We start from the raw sequence: 18,417 nt of genomic DNA, 5'->3' as shown, positions 1-18,417 counted from the left end.
GCACTTCTCCGACGGATGCCATTATGCCCCAGCCCAGCTGGGGCATTTTTTATGCCTGAGCACTTTCTGAACGCGCTTACTCCCCCAAATACGCCGCCTTCACGCGCGGGTCGTCGAGCATGGCGGCCGCATTACCGCCCATGGTGACCAGGCCGGAATCCATCACATAGCCGCGATGCGCCGCTTGCAGGGCCAGACGGGCATTCTGTTCGACCAACAAGATCGTGATGCCTTCGGACGACACCTTGCGGATCACCTCGAAGATTTTCTCGACCATGATGGGCGACAGGCCCATCGATGGCTCGTCGAGCAGCAGCAGCTTCGGATGACTCATCAGCGCGCGCGCCATGGCCAGCATCTGCTGCTCGCCGCCCGACAGGGTGCCGGCCATCTGCGCCGCCCGCTCTTTCAAGCGCGGAAACACGTCGAACCACTTGGCGATGTCATCCTCGACACCGGCCTTGTCCGTGCGCGTGTAAGCGCCCATCATGAGGTTTTCGCGGATCGACATGCGGGTAAACACGCCCCGCCCTTCCGGCACCATGGCCAGTTTCCTTTCCACCAGGTGAAACGACTTCGTGCCCTTGAGCGATTCGCCCAGGTAACTGATCGTGCCCTCGACCTTGCAGGCCGGCAGGGTGCCCGTGATGGCTTTCAAGGTCGTCGTCTTGCCGGCGCCGTTCGCGCCGATCAGGGCGATCAGCTCGCCTTCGTTGACTTCCAGGTCGATACCCTTGACGGCCTTGATGCCGCCGTAGGCCACGTGCAGGCCCGCCACTTTCAATACAGTCTTGTTCAAGCCATTGTTACTCATGCGTGCGATCCCCCCAGGTAAGCCTCGATGACGGCCGGGTTTTGTTGTATTTCGGCCGGCAAGCCTTCGGCGATGCGCTTGCCATATTCGAGCACCGTGATGCGGTCGCACAATCCCATCATCAGTTTCACGTCGTGCTCGATCAACAGCACGGTCTTGCCTTCGGCCTTGATTTTCACCAGCAACTCGCGCAAGGCCAGCTTTTCCGTCGCATTCATGCCGGCCGCCGGCTCGTCGAGGGCCAGCAGCGTGGGATCGGTGGCCAGCGCGCGGGCAATTTCCAGGCGCCGCTGGTCGCCATACGACAAGAAGCGCGCCGTGCGGCTGGCGAACTGGGCAATTCCGACGAAATCGAGCAGCTCCATGGCCCGCTGGCGAATGGACGCCTCTTCCTCGCGCGCCGCCTTGTGGCGGAAGATGGCGCCGAACACGCCCTGGTGCGAGCGCACATGGCGCCCCACCATGACGTTTTCCAACGCCGTCATGTCGCCAAACAGGCGGATATTCTGGAAGGTGCGCGCGATGCCCGCCTTCGCCACCTTGTGCGGTGCCGACGGCGAGTACGGCTTGCCGGCCAGCTCGAAGGTGCCCGTATCGGGCTGGTACAGACCCGTGATGACATTGAAAAAGGTCGTCTTGCCGGCGCCGTTCGGGCCGATCAAGCCGTAAATCTGCCCTTGCCGGATGGTGATGCCCACGTCGGTCAGCGCCTGCAAGCCGCCGAAACGCTTGTTCACGCCGGCGATATTGAGAATGATCTGTTCGCTCATGGTATTGCTCCCTTATGCGGACACGACGCCGGTGGATTTATTCGGCTGGTCCACATCGTGGTCGGGCCGGTCTTCGTGCTTCGGCGATGGCCACAGGCCGGCGGGACGGTTGAGCATGATCAACACCATGGCCAGGCCGTACAGCAACTGGCGCAGCACTTCCGCCTCGATCACCACGTGGCCGAACAGCGCCTGCTGAGCCGGCTCCACCACGTGGCGCAACACTTCCGGTATCGAGGCGAGGATCACGCCGCCGAGGATCACGCCGGGGATATGGCCGATGCCGCCCAGCACCACCATGGCCAGCACGGCGATCGATTCCGTCAGCGAGAACGATTCGGGCGAGACAAAGCCCTGGAACGAGGCAAACATGGCGCCGGCCACGCCGCCAAACGAGGCGCCCATAGAAAAGGCCAGCAATTTGACGTTGCGCGTATTGATGCCCATGGCCTTGGCGGCGATCTCGTCTTCGCGGATGGCGACCCAGGCGCGGCCCAGGCGCGAATGCTGCAGGCGCTTGGTGACGAACACGACGGCGATGCACAGGAAGAGGAACAAAAAGTAATAGGCATTCACGGACGGCATGGAGAAACCGGCCACCATGACGGTGCTGTTGGTGCCCGCCTCGCCCGCCAGGTTGACGCCGAAGATGCGGATCGGGTCGATCAGATTGATGCCTTGCGGCCCGTTCGTGAAATTGATCGGGTCGTTCAAATTGTTCATGAAGATGCGGATGATCTCGCCAAAGCCCAGGGTCACGATGGCCAGATAATCGCCGCGCAGCTTCAAGGTCGGCGCACCCAGCAAGGCGCCGCACAGGCCGGCAACAAAGGCGGCCAGCGGCACGATGATCCAGATCGACAAATGGATGCCGTTTTCGCGGATTTCCGGCCCCATCAGCTGCACCAGGGTCTCGCCCAGCAGCGGATATTGATTCACCACCGATTCGAGCAGGATGGCGAACTGGGGCGAGGCCAGCAGGGCAGTCAGGTAAGCGCCCACGGCATAGAAGGCGATGTAGCCCAGGTCGAGCAGGCCGGCAAAGCCGACGACGATGTTCAAGCCCAGGGCCAGCATGATGTACAGCAAGGCCATGTCGATGATGCGCACCCACGAGTTGCCGAACTGCGCGGCAAAAAACGGGAACACCATCAGCAGCGCGGCCAGGCCCAGCATGCCGGCGTAGGCTTTGGTCGGATTTTTCTTAGCGTCAAAATCGAGTAGTGCCATGATTTAATCTCCCAGTTTCACATCAGGCACGGTCGGCCACTCTTTCGCCCATGATGCCGGACGGGCGCAAGGTCAGCACGATGATCAGCACGACGAAGGCAAAGATATCCTGGTAGTGGCTGCCCAGGAAGCCGCCCGTGATGTCGCCGATATAGCCGGCGCCCAGGCTCTCGATAATGCCCAGCAAGATACCGCCCAGCATGGCACCATAAATATTGCCGATGCCGCCCAGCACGGCCGCACAGAAGGCCTTCAAGCCGGGGATGGCGCCCATGGAGAACTGGATGGACGCATAGTTGGCGCCCCACATCACGCCGGCCACGGCCGCCAGCGCGGCGCCGATGGCAAAGGTGGCCACGATGACCTTGTCGGAATCAACGCCCATGAGGCCCGCCACGCGGGGGTTTTCCGCCGTGGCGCGCATGGCGCGGCCCATTTTCGTCTTTTCCACCAGCAATACCAAGCCGCCCATCGACAGCGCGGCCAGGGCCAGCAGCAGCACTTGCGTTTGCGAAATCACGGCGCCGCCTATGTTGATGGGGTCGGTCGACAGCAATTGCGGGAAGGGCAAGGGATTACGCGTCCAGATCATCATGGCGAAGGTTTGCAGCAGGATGGAGACGCCGATGGCGGTAATCAGGGGGGCGAGGCGGGGGGCGTTGCGCAGGCGGCAGTAGGCGACCCGCTCGATGATGATGTTGACCAGAATACAGATGGGGATGGCGCCGAGGATGGCGGTGGCCAGTTTCAGATAGCCGGGCCAGTCCGGCACATAAATGCCCAGCAGTTTGAGGATGGTCAAGCCCACCATGGCGCCGATCATGAGCACGTCGCCGTGGGCGAAGTTGATCAGGTTCAAGACGCCGTACACCATTGTGTAACCGAGGGCGACTAAGGCATACATGCTGCCCAACACCAAGCCGTTAATGATCTGCTGGATGAATGTATCCATGATTGCCCTATCAAATATGCATTTTTCGGGAACAACTTCCGCCAGAATAGGTCGCTGATACAAAAACGGCACCGGAGGAAGAAATCCTGCAGTGCCATCCTTGGACCGTTCTCACCAGCATGGTGCACGCACTTAAAACGGGCGTGACCTTGCTTAGTCATAACGACAACATATTCAAGCTTGAAGCAATCATAACGATCTTTTGCAAAAACTAAGCTTGGAATAAATCGATCATTTCCGAATTAAATTCGGTTTCAAGGTAACTATTTCATCGATACTCAATCGTCCTGCAGACTCAGGCCACGTCGCGCTTGAGGCCATCGAGGCCTTTCGGCATCGGAAAGGTGACGGCTTCCTGCACGCCGTCGAGCGGGCGCACGCTCTTCACGCCACACTCTTTCAAGCGGTCGATGACGGCTTGCACCAGCACCTCGGGCGCCGAGGCGCCAGCGGTCACACCCACGCGCAGCTTGCCTTCCAGCCAGGCGGGATCGATCTGCGAGGCATTGTCGACCATGTAGGCTGGCGTGCCCATCTTCTCGGCCACTTCGCGCAAGCGGTTCGAATTCGAGCTGTTCGGGCTGCCCACGACGATCACCACTTCCACTTGCGGGGCCATGAATTTCACGGCTTCCTGGCGGTTCGTGGTGGCGTAGCAGATGTCGCCTTTTTTCGGCTCGGCGATGTTCGGATATTTCAGCTTCAAGGCCTCGATAATGTCGCGAGTGTCGTCAACTGACAACGTTGTTTGCGACACATAGGCCAGGCTCTCCGGATTGGCGACCTGCAATGCCGCCACATCTTCGAGCGTTTCCACCAGATGCATGCCCATGTCGGCCTGCCCCATCGTGCCTTCCACCTCGGGATGGCCATCGTGGCCGATCATGATGATCTCGCGGCCTTCGCGGCGCATCTTGCCCACTTCCATGTGCACCTTGGTGACCAGCGGGCAAGTGGCGTCAAAAATGCTCAGGCCGCGCGATTCCGCCTCGGCGCGCACGGCTTTCGACACGCCATGGGCGGAAAACACGAGCGTATTGCCAGCAGGCACGTCATCGAGGTCGTCGATGAAGATGGCACCCTTGTTGCGCAAGTCGGCCACCACATAGGCGTTGTGGACGATTTCATGGCGCACGTAGATCGGTGCACCAAATTGCTGCAAGGCGCGTTCGACGATTTCGATCGCCCGGTCGACGCCCGCGCAGAAACCGCGGGGCTGGGCCAGTAACAGTTCTTTATCCATCGCTATTCCTTCACAGCACCGAAATGAGCTTGACTTCAAAGCGCAGCGGCTGACCTGCCAGCGGATGATTGAAGTCGAACAGGGCCGAGTCCTCGCGCATTTCGCGCAGCACGCCGGCAAAGCGGCCACCGCCCGGAGCGGCGAAATCGACCAGGTCGCCTATCTTGTAGTCGGCGCCCGGCACCGAGTTCTCGTCCAGGGTCGCGCGCGAGACGGACTGCACCAGCTCGGGATTGCGCTCGCCAAAGCCTTCGCCGGCGGCCAGCTCGAACGTCTGGTGCGTGCCTTCAGGCAAGCCCAGCAACCGCTGCTCGAGGAATGGCGCCAGCTGGCCCTGTCCCAGCATCAAGGTAGCAGGATTTCCGCTAAAGGTAGTGACAATATCAGTACCGTCAACAGTAGCAAGACGATAATGCAGGGTGAGGTAAGCCGCTTCGGTGACGACTGCTGGTTGCTCGTTGGACATAGTGAGTTTTCAAGTAGCTGATGCAAAACGATATTGTAAGCCACACTGGCCGCGCCTGCCCCATGGCTTCGTCAAAGAAGACCACACTGGGGCGCGCGCCGGTGACAAACAGGAGAACAGCATGGGCATCAAGGACTGGCCGGCCAGCGAACGGCCACGCGAACGCCTGATCGAGGATGGCGCACACTCGCTGTCGGATGCGGAATTGCTGGCCGTGTTCCTGCGCACTGGCGTGCGCGGCAAGAGTGCCGTGGAGCTGGCACGTGACACGGTCGAGCATTTCGGCTCCCTGCGGGGCCTGTTTGGTGCCAGCCTCGTGAGTTTTTCCGCTGTGCATGGCATGGGCAGCGCCAAGTTTGCCCAGCTGCAAGCAGTCATGGAACTGGCGCGGCGCGCCATCATCGAGGATTTGCAGGCGGGCCAAGCCCTCAATTCGCCGCACGCCGTCAAAGACTATTTACGCCTGACCCTGGGCAACCTGGCGCACGAAGCGTTTCATGTGTTGTTTTTGGACGTCAAGAACCGCCTGATCACGACCCGGGAAATGTTTCGCGGCACCCTCACCCACACCAGCGTGTATCCGCGCGAAGTGGTGAAACAAGCGCTGCTGCACAACGCGGCCAGCGTGATGCTGGCGCATAACCACCCATCCGGCACGCCGGAACCGAGCGAATCGGATTTATTGCTCACGCGCGCGCTGGTGCAAGCCTTGTCGCTGGTGGACGTGCGCATCCTCGACCATTTCGTCGTGGCCGGTCGGCAAGTACATTCGTTTGCCGAGCACGGCCAGATCTAGGCCGGCACCGCCCTGATCACAGTTAACCATGTGTAAACAAGGACATACGTGACAGCAGCGGGACGCTTATCTAACAGTAAACAGTTCTGTTTACCAGTGCTTTCCCCTATGAAGAAGGGTAAAAGTCTAATTGTTAAATTATTTCAATACAACATGACACAATTGTTTTTCGCAAGTCATTGATAAATCTGCTTATTTTGGATATACTCTCGTTTTTCCAATTTGGAATATCTTTAAGGAGTGCGCCATGGCACGTGTTTGCCAAGTCACTGGGAAGAAGCCGATGGTCGGCAACAATGTTTCCCATGCAAACAACAAAACCAAACGTCGTTTTTTGCCTAACTTGCAGAATCGTCGTATTTTTGTTGAATCTGAAAACCGCTGGGTCTCCCTGCGTTTGTCCAACGCCGGTCTGCGCGTCATCGATAAAGTCGGCATCGACGCCGTATTGGTCGATATGCGCGCTCGTGGCGAAAAAGTCTAATTAGCAGAATAAGGGAGCTATCATGGCAAAATCAGGCCGCGACAAAATCAAGTTAGAATCGACCGCCGGTACGGGTCACTTCTACACGACTACCAAAAACAAGCGTACGACGCCTGCGAAAATGGAGATCATGAAATTTGATCCTAAAGCACGCAAGCACGTAACGTACAAAGAAACCAAAATCAAGTAATTGATCTTGTGTTCTGTAAAAAGAGCCGCTCCGATGAGCGGTTTTTTTTCGTCCTTATTTTGACGCCGCCCTCCCCCTTTGCCAGGACGAAAAAAAGGCCCTGGAATCCAGGGCCTTGATATGGCGCAACAGGCTAATCAGGCATAGCTGCGCAGGCGCAACGAGAAATCTTGCAGCGACTGGATGCCCGACGCTTCGGCGCGCGTGCACCAGTCTTGCAGCTTTTGCAGCAACTGCTCGCGCGTAAAGTGCGAACGCTCCCAGATGGCGCCCAGTTCCACGCGCATGTGGTGCATGGTTTCCAGCGCCTTGCTGTGCTGGAACAATTCAGACAGCTGCTCATGGTGCGCCTCGGCCAGCTTGCCCGGCTCGCGCTGCATCAGCTTGCGCGACGATTTCAGGAAACGCTTTTCCAGCTCGGCCTTGTGCTTCAGGTGTTCCAGCTCTTCCTTCCAGGCATGCTTGATCGATTTCGCGTACTTGGCCATCACGTCGTAGCGGTTGGCGATGACCGACTGCAAGGTCTCGAAGTCCGCTTCCAGCTTGCCGTGCGAGAACTTCGGTTCCGGCGCCAGCTTTTTCACCTTGGCCAGGCCCAGCATTTCCAGCGCGCGGATATACGCCCAGCCGATATCGATTTCATACCATTTCGACGACAGCTTGGCCGACGTCGCATATGTATGGTGATTGTTATGCAACTCTTCGCCGCCGATCAGGATGCCGAAGGGAATGATGTTGGTGGCCGCATCGGCACAATCGTAGTTGCGGTAACCCCAGTAGTGGCCGATGCCGTTGATGATGCCGGCCGCCGTGATGGGGATCCACATCATTTGTACGGCCCACACGGAAATGCCGATCACGCCGAACAACACGAAATTGATGACGAACAGCGACACCACGCCCAGCCAGCTGTACTTGGTGTACAGGTTGCGCTCGATCCAGTCCGTCGGCGTGCCGTGGCCGTACTTGGCCATGGTTTCCATGTTCTTCGATTCAGCGCGGTACAGCTCGGCGCCTTCCCAGAACACTTTCTTGATGCCGCGCGTCACGGGGCTGTGCGGATCTTCTTCCGTATCGCACTTGGCATGGTGCTTGCGGTGGATGGCCGCCCACTCTTTGGTGACCTGGCCGGTCGTCAGCCACAGCCAGAAACGGAAGAAATGACTGGGGATGGCGTGCAATTCCAGCGCCCGGTGGGCCTGGTGGCGGTGCAGATAAATCGTGACGCTGGCGATCGTGATATGCGTGACCACCATGGTGTACAGGAAAACTTGCCATGCGGTCAGATCGGCAATGCCAGTGGCCATGAACTGCAAAACGTCGTGTAAAACGGAACTCAATGTCATTACTGCTACTCCAAGTGGACAGGGCATGCGCACGGTCGCTCCAGTGACTCTGGAGGTCCGGCAGAGTTAATTTTAGGCGTGATTGTACGCCCTAATGGGTGCGATCAGGCAAAATCGGAGGCAGGCAGCGAGGTTAAGGCTGGGTGCCGGATGGCGCGGACTCACCCTCTGCCGCGCCCACGAGCGGGGCAGGAGGCGTACCAACAATACGCAATTCGCGTTGCGGAAACGGTACAGTGACCTTATGTTCCTGCAAGGTGCGCCAGATGGCGCGGTTTACATTCGACTTCACTCCGCCGGTGCCGTTTTCCGGGTCCGCGATCCAGAAGCCGATCTGCACATCGAGGCCGTCGGCGCCGAAACGCACGAGGGTCGCCGATGGTGGATTGCTTTGCGACACACGCGGCACCTTGGCCGTCGCCGCTTCCAGCAAGGGGAAGATGACATCGATATCCGTTTCATAGCCCACCGACACGGCTGTCGACAGCCAGACCATGCGGTTGCTCAGCGACATATTCTGCACGCCGCCGGAAATCAGCATTTCATTCGGCACGATGGATTCAACCCCATCGCCACCCAATAACACAGTATAGCGCGTATTGATCTGCGTTACCTTGCCCGTAAATTGACCCACCGTGATCATGTCGCCGATGGTCAGGCTGCGGTCGAGCAGGATGATGAAACCGGAGACAAAGTTCGCGGCGATCTTTTGCAAGCCGAAGCCCAGCGCCACGCCGAAAGCGCCGCCAAACACGGACAGCACCGTCAGGTCGATGCCCACCAGCGACAGGCTGACCAGCACGGAAACAAGGATCAGCACGGCGCGCCCCATGCGCGACAGCACCACGCGCAAGGAGGTGTGCAAGCCCTGCATTTTCATCAGGCGCTCGTCGAGCGAAGTGCCGGCCCACATGGCCAGCACCAGCAGCACGGCCACGGAAATAGCGGCTTGCAAGATGGCAGCCACCGATACTTTATTGCGGCCCAGCGGAACGACGATGCCTTCCAGGAAGGTATGCAATTCCGGCCACAGGCCCGTGATATACAGGGCCATGCCCGCCCACACCACCACCGTAAAGATCTTTTCCAGCAACAACATGGTGGGGCTGATATCGCCATGGCGGGCAAAAATGCGGCGCAACACATAAAAACCGAAGCGCACCAGCGCCATCGAGGTACACAGGGGAATGGCGATACTGAGCAGATTCACCGATTGGAACTTGGCCAGGAAATGCTGCGCAATGCCCAGCAACATGGCCGCCAGCACGGGCGTCAGGATGCGGATGAAACTGTCCGTGCGCTGCAAGGTTTCCGGCGTGGCCGGGACAGCCGCCGCTTCCGCCCGCTGGTGCAGGAATGCGCGCAACTGCCGCACCAGCAACCAGCTCAGTGCCAGGCAAGCGACGATGACCAATGCCTGCCACAGGATGGCCGGTTGACGGAAATCGTCGACAAAGTCAGTGATCAGGTTGAGCAGCGGGGTTTGGTTCATGGCGGATGGTCTGGAAGATGGTGCAGGGAAATAACCGGGCGGGGCGCCCACAGCCTGCGCCAGACTGGCTGGCGCAAGTGCATGGCCACCGCTGCGATGCTGCAGCGGCGGCCCGTGACCAACTTATTCGGCTGGTTCAGCGTCAGCGTCGTCGGCCGGTTTTTCATCGGCGTAGACTTTTTTCGGCATGACCTTGCGCTCGAACACGGCGGCGAAGAAGCCGTCGGTATGGTGCAAATGCGGCAGCAATTTCAGGTAGTCGCCCATGTCCAGCTCGATCTTCTGTTCGGCCAGCACCTTGCTCATCGGCACCAGGGTGAAGTCGGGATGGGCCGCCAGGAATTGCTCGGCGATAAAATCGTTTTCTTCGTTCAGGAAGCTGCAGGTGGCGTACACCAGGCGGCCGCCGCCCTTGACCAGGCGCGCCGCGCCGGCCAGGATGGCTGCCTGCTTGGCTTGCAGTTCGACGATCGAGTTCGGCTGCTGGCGCCATTTCACGTCCGGATTGCGGCGCAGGGTACCCAGGCCGCTGCACGGGGCGTCGACCAGCACGCGGTCGATCTTGCCGGCCAGGCGCTTGATCTTGGCATCGCGTTCATGTGCGATCTGCACCGGATGCACGTTCGACAGGCCGCTGCGGGCCATGCGTGGCTTCAGCTTGGCCAGACGCTTTTCCGACACATCGAACGCATACAAACGGCCCGTGTTGCGCATCAGCGCGCCCAATGCGAGCGTTTTGCCGCCCGCGCCGGCACAGAAATCGACCACCATCTCGCCGCGCTTGGCGCCGACGATTTGCGACAGGATCTGGCTGCCTTCATCTTGCACTTCGATGGCGCCGCTCTGGAACAACGGCATGTTTTGCAGCGAAGGCTTCTTGATCACACGCAGCCCCAGCGGCGCGTAAGGCGTCGGGGTGCTGAGGATAGGCGCTTCGGCCAGGGCCAGCATCACGTCTTCACGCGTGGCCTTGAGCGAGTTGACGCGCAAGTCCAGCGGCGCCGGTGCGTTCAGCGCATCGGCCAGCTTCATGGTTTCCGCTTCGCCGAACTGGGCGATCAGCTTGTCGAACAGCCAGGTCGGCATGTTGGCGCGCATGTTCGACGGCATCAGGCTGCGGTCGATCTGCGTGATGCGTTCCAGCCATTCCACTTCTTCTTCCGTCAGGCCGCCCAGGGAGTCGGCACCAACGGCTTCGGCCAGGCCGAGGATGGTCAAACGGCGCATGGTCGGACCACTGCCCGCTTCGGCGAAATCGGTAAAGAACGACTTGTTGCGCAGCACGGCATAAATGCCTTCGGCGATGGCGCCGCGTTCGCGCGAACCGAGGCGCGGATGGTCGCGGAAATAGCGCGACAGGGTGGTGTCGGCCGGGGCCGTGAAACGTAAAATTTCGCGCAATACTTCTTCAGCATTGGCAAGTATCGCTGGTGGCAATCTCATTGTTATTCTTCCTGTAATATTTTATTGAGGGTCCACGCGGACCTGGCCATGCTCGACTGACAGTTTATCGTCAATGAACAGGCGGATGGCGCGCGGGTAAAGCAGATGTTCCTGTACCAGCACGCGCGCCGATAAGCTGTCTTCTGTGTCGCCTGGCAAGACCGGCACCACCGCACTCGCCACGGCCGGGCCATGATCGAGCTCGGCAGTCACGAAATGCACGGTCGCGCCGTGTTCCGTCACACCCGCCTCGAGCGCCTGGCGGTGCGTCGCCATGCCCGGGAACAGCGGCAGCAGCGACGGGTGGATATTGAGCATGCGCCCCGCGTAATGCTCGACGAAGGGCGGCGTCAGGATGCGCATGAAACCGGCCAGCACGACCAGGTCGGGGGCGAAGCCGTCGATCACGGCTTGCAGCGCCGCATCGAACTGCTCGCGGCTGGCATAATCCTTGTTGGCAACGACTGCCGTCGCTATCCCATGTTCCGCGGCAAAAACCAGTCCCTGGGCGTCGGCCCGGTTACTGATGACGGCGGCAATCCGGGCTGGCCATTGCTCGGCTTGCGCCGCGCGGACGACCGCTTCCATGTTGCTGCCGCGTCCGGAAATGAGGATAACGATATTTTTCATAGCGCGCATTGTACCCGCTATGGCGATGCGAATCTAGAAAGGCCGGTATTATTGTTGCGGCGCAACATAAGCGCCGACGCGCCGCAGCCGCCCGGCGATGCTGAGTCCCATCGGCACGGGAGGCCGGCCTCAGAGCATCGCGGCAAGAGTAAGTATTTACTCGAACGAATAGAAGACGCGGAACGGCACTTTCTTCTCAGCCCAGTAGTCGGCCGCGTCGCGAAACACGTCGAGCAGGATCTCGCGCGCTTCCTTGTCGAATTTTTGCGTATTTGGCAATTGCTCGAGCACCACCAGGAAGCCTGTTTGCGTGCCGGCCTTGTGCATGGTATCCGTCAGGCACAGGCGCAGGGCATCAAAATTCTTGGCCAGGTTTTTAGGAAACAGGAATGCTTCTGCAATAATGCCGATGACTTGTTGTTTGGTCTGTCCAGCGTTGCAATGCGCATATAAAAAGTGCTGCCCGAGACGGATCGCCTCGTCTTGTAACTCGGTCACGCGAAAGGCACGGATGGACTGGACAAGGTTGGGCGGCACGGTTAGTAACAAACTCATTTTTCCCTCAAATCGACCTGTTATGTATGGATTTTTTCTAGCTGCTCTTCTTATTGCATCCCCGCACGCGGGTCAATGCGCACGCGGTGATTCGATCTGTATCAACTTTTATGCGATTCAGTGCGATTTTATATAAGCCATACGCGTATTAGGGTAACGTGTTGTCCTGTATGAATCAACCCGAATATGATGTCAAACGCAAGATTTGTTACAAACCGCTGGTTTCAAGGCACTTCAACATCTTGTATCGATTGAAAGTGCATGTTACAGACTGTGGGGCAAGGGGCTTGGGCTGTTACATTTTGTTGCCATGCGAAACACTTGCCTCGGGCTGGCGGGATTACTATAGTCCCAAGTTGTAAAAAAAAACCTGAAAGATTCTCTACATAATGAGGTTAGAAATGAACTTGCAAGCCAAATTGACGATGTCAGCCCTTTGTATCGGTGCATTGCCACTCGCCCAAGCCGCCGACTTTGAAGATTTCGGCAAAGTCGTGCGCGTCGTGCCGCAAGTGGAACAGATCAATCGTCCACGCCAGGAATGCCGTACGGAATACGTGCAAGTGCAAGCGCCGCCGCAACAGCGCAGCGCTGGCGGCTCCATCGTCGGCGGTATCGCCGGCGCCCTGCTCGGTAGCCAGGTCGGTGGCGGCAATGGCCGCACGGCCGCCGCTGCTGCCGGCGCGATTGCCGGTGCCGTCGTCGGCGACCGTGTCGACAACCAGAACAATTACCAGGGCGGCATGCAGGAACAAGCCGTCAAGCAATGCCGCCAGGTCGACCACTGGGAATCGCGCAACAACGGCTACCAGGTCACCTACGACTACCGCGGCCGCAACTACACGAGCATCATGTCCTACGATCCGGGCGAGCGCATCCGTCTGCGCGTCTCCATCGAACCCGCTCAGCAATAAGCGCAGCAAGCGGCCCGTACCATGCCAGCCCCAGCGGCTGGCATTTTTTATGGCGCCCTGCCACGGGCTATAATGCGGCACACTTTCAGGCTGCCTTATGCTTATCAAACGAAAATCCATCGAACAAGTCGAATCCTCGCGCCCCGCGCGCAAGCCCCGCTATGCTCCAGTCACCCTGTCGGAAATGGATGGCGTGCGCTATCTGCATTTCGGCACGGAATGGGTGCAGGGCGCCATGCGCATCCGCAAACCGGACTGGCCGGAACTCGAATACGCGCAGCAGATGATGGCGTGGATGCTGTGGATCGAGCAGCCGCAGCGCCTCGCCCAGTTGGGCCTGGGCACGGGCGCGCTGACCAAGTTCTGCTATCGCCAGTTCCCGCAGGCGCAAGTCGAAGCCATCGAACTGAACCCGTCCGTCATCACCATCTGCGCCTCGATGTTCAAGCTGCCGCCCAACGATGAGCGCCTGCACGTGCGCGAGATGGATGCGCTCGACTACGTCAACGACGACGCCAACCATGGCACCCTGGACGCCCTGCAGGTGGATCTGTATGACGCCACAGCACGCGGCCCCGTGCTCGACAGCGCCGATTTCTATTCCGCCTGCTGTGCCTGCCTGGCGCCGCACGGCATCATGACGGTCAACCTGTTCGGCGACCACCCCAGCTACGCGAAGAACATCAAGGCGATGAAGTTTGCGTTTGCGCAGGTGATCTGCCTGCCGGAAGTCCATGATGGGAACGTGGTGGCGATCGCGTTCAAGACGAAAGTGGCGCTCGATGCCGAAGCGCAAGCGGCCCTGCTGGAACGCGCCAAGCAGATCGTCGCCGAGACCAAGCTGCCCGCCAAGACCTGGGTCAAGGGCATCGTCAGCACCCTGTAAGCGCCGGTACACCCACGCCAGGCCGGCAGCCCTGAAAGGCACCGGCCATGTCCGCTTCCCCTCCTCCCTCCCCCATATCACCCAACACGCCGCTGCAACTGCCGCAACTGCTGGCCTGGCTGCAGGAAGACGGCTTGCTCGATGCGGCGCAAGCGGCGGCCATCGTCGCCCAGGCCACCCTGCTGCCGGCGCCCCCCTTGCATCCGCTATGCAGCATCGCCCATGGCGCACTCACGCTCGACACCCTGTGTGCCTGGCTGGCGCAACGCTCGGGCTTGCCGTATGTGCGCATCGATCCCTTGCACATCGATTTCAGCCAGGTGGCCGACGTCATGACGGCCAGCTATGCGGCCCGCTTCAACATCCTGCCCGTGGACAGCACGCTTGAGCGCATCGTCATCGCCACGGCCCAGCCCTACGCGCTCGCTTGGCAGGCGCAACTGGGAACGCTGGCGCCACGCAAGCTGAGCCTGGTCATCGCCAATCCGCTGCACATCGCCGACGCCATCGCGCAATTTTTCAGCCTGGCCACTTCCGTCAAGGTGGCAAAACTGGCGTCCACGCAAGACATGGCGCTGCGCCAGAATGTCGAGCAGCTGGTGGAGCTGGGGCGCAACAAGACCAGCCTCGACGCCAACGACCAGCACGTGGTGCGCATCGTCGACTGGCTGTGGCAATACGCGTTTGCCCAGCGCGCCTCCGACATCCATCTGGAACCGAAGCGCGATGCGGGCCTCGTGCGCCTGCGCATCGATGGCCGCCTGCACCAGGCGTATCAATTACCGCCCGTGGTCTTGCTGGCCATGACGGCGCGCATCAAGTTGCTCGGGCGCATGGACGTGGTGGAAAAGCGCCGCCCCCAGGATGGCCGCATCAAGACGCGCAATGCGCAGGGCCAGGAAATCGAGCTGCGCCTGTCGACCTTGCCCACGGCCTTCGGCGAAAAGCTCGTCATGCGCATCTTCGATCCGGAAGTGGCCGTCAAAAGCCTGTTTGAGCTGGGCTTTCCGCCCGCAGACGCCGAACGCTGGCGCCAGCTGACGGCGCGTACGCACGGCATCGTGCTGGTGACGGGCCCCACCGGCTCGGGCAAAACCAGCACCCTGTACAGCACCCTGAAGGCGCTGGCCAGCAGCGAAGTCAATGTGTGCACGGTGGAAGACCCCATCGAAATGGTCGAGCCGGCCTTCAACCAGATGCAGGTGCAAACCCAGGCCGGCATCGAACTGTCGTTTGCCGATGGCGTGCGGGCGCTGATGCGGCAAGATCCCGACATCATCATGGTGGGCGAGATTCGCGACCTGGCCACGGCCGAGATGGCCATGCAGGCGGCGCTGACGGGCCATTTGGTGCTATCGACCCTGCACACCAACGACGCGCCCTCTGCCGTCATGCGCCTGCTGGAACTGGGCTTGCCCCCCTATTTGCTGGAAGCGTGCCTGGCCGGCGTGCTGGCGCAGCGCCTGCTGCGCTGCCTGTGTCCGGACTGCAAGCAGCCGGGCGCCGCCCCGGACAGCGCCGCATGGCAGCGCCTGACGGGCGGCCAGCTGGAACGGCCGCAGGCCACGTACCGCCCCGTCGGCTGCGCCCTGTGCCGGCACAGCGGCTACCTGGGGCGTGCCGGCATTTATGAAGTGCTGAGCGTGACGGAAGCGTTTGGCCAGCTGGTCAAGGCAGGCGCCGACCTGCACGCCTTGCGCCGCCAAAGCATCCTCGACGGCATGACGCCGCTGCGCATCGCGGGCGCGCGCAAAATCATCGATGGCACGACCAGCATCGACGAAGTGCAAAAGCTCACGGCAGCCCTGCCTTAGCCGGCCTGCACTTTCTCGCAGGAATGCTTTGCATTCTTTTTCAACTGATATATAATGCGGCCTCTTTCGGGTCGTTAGCTCAGCTGGTAGAGCAGCGGACTTTTAATCCGTTGGTCGCAGGTTCGAATCCCGCACGGCCTACCACGAATGCGCAGTACTAAAAAGCCCATCCTCACGGATGGGCTTTTTTCGTTTCATGCTCCACGGTTATACTGCTTCTTCGTCTTGCCAGCCCTGAAAGAAACGCATGAAACTTGCCGCCCCCCTCCTCCTGGCCGCCTGCCTGTCCGCCCAGGCGCAAGCACAAGTACAGCCGCCCATCGTGCTCGACGGCCAATACAGCGCGCGCACGGACGAGATGAGCTTGCAGATCATCGGCAACCGCGTCTGCTTCGCGCCCGACAAGGCGCAGTGGGGCCGTCTGCCCCGCCCTGCCGCCACGCACGCCGCGTGGTTTTGTTTCAGCAACGATGGCGAGGCGCGCCGGCTGCTGCGCGTGCCCGCGCGCCAGGCTGACAATTGCGGCTGGCAAGCGCGTGCGCGCATCGTCATCGACACCTATCAACCGTACGTCGAGCAAGGCGACGGCAACGACATGGCGCGTTTGCAATCGGTGATAAAGGTGGCGCAACCTAACGCCATCGCCTGCGAGTAGTAAGTTTACCTACGCTAATCGAGTTCGTATTCCTCTAAATAACGGGCAAACAAGTCGCCATCGGCCAGAGGGCACGCAAACCCCGCGCCCCAGTCGGCCAGCAGCAACTGCTCTTTCAAGGGCAGCAGCAGCAATTGCGGCATGGCGTCGCTGCACCACAAATCCACCACGATGCCGTCGTCACCCAGGCCGGCAAACAGGGTTTCCGTTTTCTCGCCGCCAAAGGCCAGCACGTTCTTGCATTCCACACGGTAACTGCTGTAGCCCGTGTAGACGGCATCGTAGGGCGGCATGGCGTCCGCCAGCGCCAGCCGCAGCTGTTCCATCGTGAGGCCCAGCGCGCGCATCTGCGACGGCGGCGCCTCGGGCACGTACATCTGCGTCCAGCCGGCGCCGCTGCGGTGCGCGTCAGCAAACACCTGCTGCTCGCCCATCTGCGTCAAACAGTGCTGCAAGTTATCCAGCGGCAGCAGTTCGATCATGCAAAAATCATCTTCGTGGTAATACGCTTCGCGCATGCTTCAATTCTCCAGCAGATCTTGTAATTGGGCATTGCGCCGCGCCGTCAGCCGGCCGGCCCAGGTCTCGCTGGTGACGGACGGATAGCGCACGGCACCGAAATTCATCCAGGCATCGCGGTACGCCAGCCACAGGCGCTGGGTGGCGCGGATGCCCTCCTTGCCCACGGCACCCGCGTATGTCTCGGCCGGCTTCTTCATCAGCTTGCCGTAGATGGCGTTGAGCTCCTTGTCGAGCGCCGCCACCTGCTCTTTGGACATGCTGGCCGGTAACTTGCCCGCTTCGTACTCGCGCACATCGTGCGCCAGCAAATCGAGCTCGGCCGTGCGGGCGGCGATGCTCAGGGCGGCGCGTGCCGTGCCGCTCAAGTCCGTTTCGTTCGCTGCGCGCGCGTCGGCAAACTTGCTGGCCGCCGCCTGCAGTTTTTGCAGCGACGCTTGGGCTACGGCAGGCATGCTTGCGCTGACTTTGCCTGTTGCCTGCGTACGCACTCTTTGTTTCTGGCGCGCATCGATGGCGCTGCACACGCCCATCATATAGCCGCTGGTGATGTCGTCGCACCAGTCCATCATGCCGCGTCCGCTGGCATTGATCTGCTGCAAGTGTTCGATGCGGCCCTGCATCTCGGCCGGCGCCGCATCGATGCTGCACGCATACTTGAGCGCCAGCAGCGGATCTTTCTGCACGCCCTGTCCATTCTGGTACAGCATCATCAAGACGGCGCTGTTTTGCGTGGCCATCGCGCAATGGCGCGCGGGACGCCAGTCGGCCGGCTTGGGCGAAGACATACTCTTGGTATCGTAATACAGGTCTGTTGCCTGGCACTGCTGCAACGATGCCACGGCGGACGGCGCCGGCAGGTCGGCGGGCGGCGGCGTCGCATCCTTGACCTTCAGGCAAGTCGCATACCAGGCCGTGCTTTCCGCGTGGCCCACGCCCATGGCGCTGGTATTCGGGTACGGAGCGGCGGCAGCGGCAAAGCCCTGAGCGGCCAGCAGCGCGCTCGCGCCCAGCAATAGCGTTTTCAATGAGGGTAGACAAATTTTCATGTTCAGGCAGCGCCAGCGTGAGTAAAGCGGCAAGTTTAACTGATCAGCCAGGCTGCACCCGCCCGTTACGCGCCTATCCCGCCTGGTAAGTAACGGTACTCCGGCTTGGCAGTGCAGGAAACCATGGGCAATAATGTTGCCCGCTGTACTCTTTTTCACTTCCCGGACC

General features: G+C 60.4%; 20 protein-coding genes and 1 tRNA gene. 8 read left to right on the top strand and 13 right to left on the bottom strand.

What is annotated here, in order from left to right; translation table 11 throughout:
* Positions 1-76: 76 nt before the first annotated feature.
* The 6 genes from CLU93_RS17100 to CLU93_RS17075 all read right to left on the bottom strand — a co-directional run bounded on the left by CLU93_RS17100 (position 77) and on the right by CLU93_RS17075 (position 5,475).
* Complete coding sequence (locus CLU93_RS17100) at positions 77-799, bottom strand: ABC transporter ATP-binding protein (protein ID WP_071075780.1); 723 nt, start codon at positions 797-799, stop codon at positions 77-79.
* An 11-nt stretch (positions 800-810) separates the two neighbouring features.
* Positions 811-1,584, bottom strand: coding sequence for an ABC transporter ATP-binding protein (locus CLU93_RS17095; protein ID WP_071075779.1), 774 nt, complete (start codon positions 1,582-1,584; stop codon positions 811-813).
* Positions 1,585-1,596: 12 nt separating this feature from the next.
* A complete protein-coding gene (locus CLU93_RS17090) occupies positions 1,597-2,814 on the bottom strand; it encodes an ABC transporter permease subunit (protein ID WP_099762423.1) in 1,218 nt (405 codons plus the stop codon).
* 22 nt (positions 2,815-2,836) lie between these two features.
* Positions 2,837-3,766, bottom strand: coding sequence for a branched-chain amino acid ABC transporter permease (locus CLU93_RS17085; protein WP_099762422.1), 930 nt, complete (start codon positions 3,764-3,766; stop codon positions 2,837-2,839).
* 295 nt (positions 3,767-4,061) lie between these two features.
* On the bottom strand, positions 4,062-5,009 hold the full coding sequence (ispH, locus tag CLU93_RS17080) for a 4-hydroxy-3-methylbut-2-enyl diphosphate reductase (protein WP_099762421.1): 948 nt from the start codon (positions 5,007-5,009) through the stop codon (positions 4,062-4,064).
* A gap of 10 nt (positions 5,010-5,019) precedes the next feature.
* Positions 5,020-5,475, bottom strand: a complete 456-nt coding sequence (locus tag CLU93_RS17075; protein ID WP_070224501.1) for an FKBP-type peptidyl-prolyl cis-trans isomerase — start codon at positions 5,473-5,475, stop codon at positions 5,020-5,022.
* A 121-nt stretch (positions 5,476-5,596) separates the two neighbouring features.
* Here CLU93_RS17075 and radC point away from each other — a divergent pair, with 121 nt between their 5' ends.
* The 3 genes from radC to rpmG all read left to right on the top strand — a co-directional run bounded on the left by radC (position 5,597) and on the right by rpmG (position 6,945).
* The gene (radC, locus tag CLU93_RS17070) at positions 5,597-6,271 is read left to right on the top strand and encodes a RadC family protein (protein WP_099762420.1); all 675 of its coding nucleotides are present in this window, start codon (positions 5,597-5,599) and stop codon (positions 6,269-6,271) included.
* A gap of 247 nt (positions 6,272-6,518) precedes the next feature.
* On the top strand, positions 6,519-6,755 hold the full coding sequence (gene rpmB, locus CLU93_RS17065) for a 50S ribosomal protein L28 (RefSeq protein WP_010400928.1): 237 nt from the start codon (positions 6,519-6,521) through the stop codon (positions 6,753-6,755).
* A 22-nt stretch (positions 6,756-6,777) separates the two neighbouring features.
* The gene (rpmG, locus tag CLU93_RS17060; protein WP_010400929.1) at positions 6,778-6,945 is read left to right on the top strand and encodes a 50S ribosomal protein L33; all 168 of its coding nucleotides are present in this window, start codon (positions 6,778-6,780) and stop codon (positions 6,943-6,945) included.
* A gap of 137 nt (positions 6,946-7,082) precedes the next feature.
* On the opposite strand, the gene CLU93_RS17055 is transcribed toward rpmG, so the two are convergent.
* From CLU93_RS17055 to CLU93_RS17035, 5 genes are all read right to left on the bottom strand, one after another.
* Entirely contained in the window at positions 7,083-8,291 is a 1,209-nt protein-coding gene (locus tag CLU93_RS17055; RefSeq protein WP_099762419.1) for a DesA family fatty acid desaturase, read from the bottom strand.
* A 133-nt stretch (positions 8,292-8,424) separates the two neighbouring features.
* Positions 8,425-9,783 carry a mechanosensitive ion channel family protein gene (locus tag CLU93_RS17050; protein WP_099762418.1) on the bottom strand — a complete coding sequence of 453 codons (1,359 nt, stop codon included), beginning with the start codon at positions 9,781-9,783 and terminating at the stop codon, positions 8,425-8,427.
* 123 nt (positions 9,784-9,906) lie between these two features.
* Positions 9,907-11,226, bottom strand: coding sequence for an RsmB/NOP family class I SAM-dependent RNA methyltransferase (locus CLU93_RS17045; RefSeq protein ID WP_099762417.1), 1,320 nt, complete (start codon positions 11,224-11,226; stop codon positions 9,907-9,909).
* Between the two features lie 21 nt (positions 11,227-11,247).
* Positions 11,248-11,856: a phosphoribosylglycinamide formyltransferase gene (gene purN, locus CLU93_RS17040; protein ID WP_099666788.1), complete on the bottom strand. Its 609-nt coding sequence runs from the start codon at positions 11,854-11,856 to the stop codon at positions 11,248-11,250.
* Positions 11,857-12,012: 156 nt separating this feature from the next.
* A complete protein-coding gene (locus CLU93_RS17035) occupies positions 12,013-12,411 on the bottom strand; it encodes a barstar family protein (protein ID WP_071075771.1) in 399 nt (132 codons plus the stop codon).
* Between the two features lie 401 nt (positions 12,412-12,812).
* Between CLU93_RS17035 and CLU93_RS17030 the strand changes: the two genes are divergently transcribed.
* From CLU93_RS17030 to CLU93_RS17010, 5 genes are all read left to right on the top strand, one after another.
* Positions 12,813-13,325, top strand: coding sequence for a glycine zipper 2TM domain-containing protein (locus CLU93_RS17030; protein ID WP_099762416.1), 513 nt, complete (start codon positions 12,813-12,815; stop codon positions 13,323-13,325).
* 97 nt (positions 13,326-13,422) lie between these two features.
* Positions 13,423-14,211 (top strand): spermidine synthase, encoded by a 789-nt coding sequence (locus tag CLU93_RS17025; RefSeq protein ID WP_096237577.1) that lies wholly within the window; start codon positions 13,423-13,425, stop codon positions 14,209-14,211.
* Between the two features lie 47 nt (positions 14,212-14,258).
* Complete coding sequence (locus tag CLU93_RS17020; protein WP_180287872.1) at positions 14,259-16,025, top strand: GspE/PulE family protein; 1,767 nt, start codon at positions 14,259-14,261, stop codon at positions 16,023-16,025.
* Positions 16,026-16,093: 68 nt separating this feature from the next.
* A tRNA-Lys gene (locus CLU93_RS17015) sits at positions 16,094-16,169 on the top strand.
* A gap of 103 nt (positions 16,170-16,272) precedes the next feature.
* Complete coding sequence (locus tag CLU93_RS17010) at positions 16,273-16,680, top strand: hypothetical protein (protein ID WP_099762415.1); 408 nt, start codon at positions 16,273-16,275, stop codon at positions 16,678-16,680.
* A 14-nt stretch (positions 16,681-16,694) separates the two neighbouring features.
* Here CLU93_RS17010 and CLU93_RS17005 read toward each other — a convergent pair whose 3' ends face one another.
* Both CLU93_RS17005 and CLU93_RS28450 read right to left on the bottom strand, forming a co-directional pair.
* Positions 16,695-17,198, bottom strand: a complete 504-nt coding sequence (locus CLU93_RS17005; protein ID WP_099762414.1) for a hypothetical protein — start codon at positions 17,196-17,198, stop codon at positions 16,695-16,697.
* A gap of 3 nt (positions 17,199-17,201) precedes the next feature.
* A complete protein-coding gene (locus CLU93_RS28450; RefSeq protein ID WP_218968343.1) occupies positions 17,202-18,248 on the bottom strand; it encodes a lysozyme inhibitor LprI family protein in 1,047 nt (348 codons plus the stop codon).
* Between the last annotated feature and the right edge of the window lie 169 nt (positions 18,249-18,417).

The organism is Janthinobacterium sp. 35, from assembly GCF_002754575.1.
Taxonomy (GTDB): domain Bacteria; phylum Pseudomonadota; class Gammaproteobacteria; order Burkholderiales; family Burkholderiaceae_D; genus Janthinobacterium; species Janthinobacterium tructae.
The sequence above is the reverse complement of the archived record's forward strand: the minus strand, read 5'-3'. Positions and strand labels throughout refer to the sequence as shown.

What these genes read in the sequence shown, in the direction of transcription:
- CLU93_RS17095 (WP_071075779.1), bottom strand. Translation starts at nt 1,584, where the DNA reads ATGAGCGAACAGATCATTCTCAATATCGCCGGCGTGAACAAGCGTTTC.
- CLU93_RS17090 (WP_099762423.1), bottom strand. Translation starts at nt 2,814, where the DNA reads ATGGCACTACTCGATTTTGACGCTAAGAAAAATCCGACCAAAGCCTAC.
- CLU93_RS17085 (WP_099762422.1), bottom strand. Translation starts at nt 3,766, where the DNA reads ATGGATACATTCATCCAGCAGATCATTAACGGCTTGGTGTTGGGCAGC.
- ispH (WP_099762421.1), bottom strand. Translation starts at nt 5,009, where the DNA reads ATGGATAAAGAACTGTTACTGGCCCAGCCCCGCGGTTTCTGCGCGGGC.
- CLU93_RS17075 (WP_070224501.1), bottom strand. Translation starts at nt 5,475, where the DNA reads ATGTCCAACGAGCAACCAGCAGTCGTCACCGAAGCGGCTTACCTCACC.
- radC (WP_099762420.1), top strand. Translation starts at nt 5,597, where the DNA reads ATGGGCATCAAGGACTGGCCGGCCAGCGAACGGCCACGCGAACGCCTG.
- rpmB (WP_010400928.1), top strand. Translation starts at nt 6,519, where the DNA reads ATGGCACGTGTTTGCCAAGTCACTGGGAAGAAGCCGATGGTCGGCAAC.
- rpmG (WP_010400929.1), top strand. Translation starts at nt 6,778, where the DNA reads ATGGCAAAATCAGGCCGCGACAAAATCAAGTTAGAATCGACCGCCGGT.
- CLU93_RS17055 (WP_099762419.1), bottom strand. Translation starts at nt 8,291, where the DNA reads ATGACATTGAGTTCCGTTTTACACGACGTTTTGCAGTTCATGGCCACT.
- CLU93_RS17050 (WP_099762418.1), bottom strand. Translation starts at nt 9,783, where the DNA reads ATGAACCAAACCCCGCTGCTCAACCTGATCACTGACTTTGTCGACGAT.
- CLU93_RS17045 (WP_099762417.1), bottom strand. Translation starts at nt 11,226, where the DNA reads ATGAGATTGCCACCAGCGATACTTGCCAATGCTGAAGAAGTATTGCGC.
- purN (WP_099666788.1), bottom strand. Translation starts at nt 11,856, where the DNA reads ATGAAAAATATCGTTATCCTCATTTCCGGACGCGGCAGCAACATGGAA.
- CLU93_RS17035 (WP_071075771.1), bottom strand. Translation starts at nt 12,411, where the DNA reads ATGAGTTTGTTACTAACCGTGCCGCCCAACCTTGTCCAGTCCATCCGT.
- CLU93_RS17030 (WP_099762416.1), top strand. Translation starts at nt 12,813, where the DNA reads ATGAACTTGCAAGCCAAATTGACGATGTCAGCCCTTTGTATCGGTGCA.
- CLU93_RS17025 (WP_096237577.1), top strand. Translation starts at nt 13,423, where the DNA reads ATGCTTATCAAACGAAAATCCATCGAACAAGTCGAATCCTCGCGCCCC.
- CLU93_RS17020 (WP_180287872.1), top strand. Translation starts at nt 14,259, where the DNA reads ATGTCCGCTTCCCCTCCTCCCTCCCCCATATCACCCAACACGCCGCTG.
- CLU93_RS17010 (WP_099762415.1), top strand. Translation starts at nt 16,273, where the DNA reads ATGAAACTTGCCGCCCCCCTCCTCCTGGCCGCCTGCCTGTCCGCCCAG.
- CLU93_RS17005 (WP_099762414.1), bottom strand. Translation starts at nt 17,198, where the DNA reads ATGCGCGAAGCGTATTACCACGAAGATGATTTTTGCATGATCGAACTG.
- CLU93_RS28450 (WP_218968343.1), bottom strand. Translation starts at nt 18,248, where the DNA reads ATGAAAATTTGTCTACCCTCATTGAAAACGCTATTGCTGGGCGCGAGC.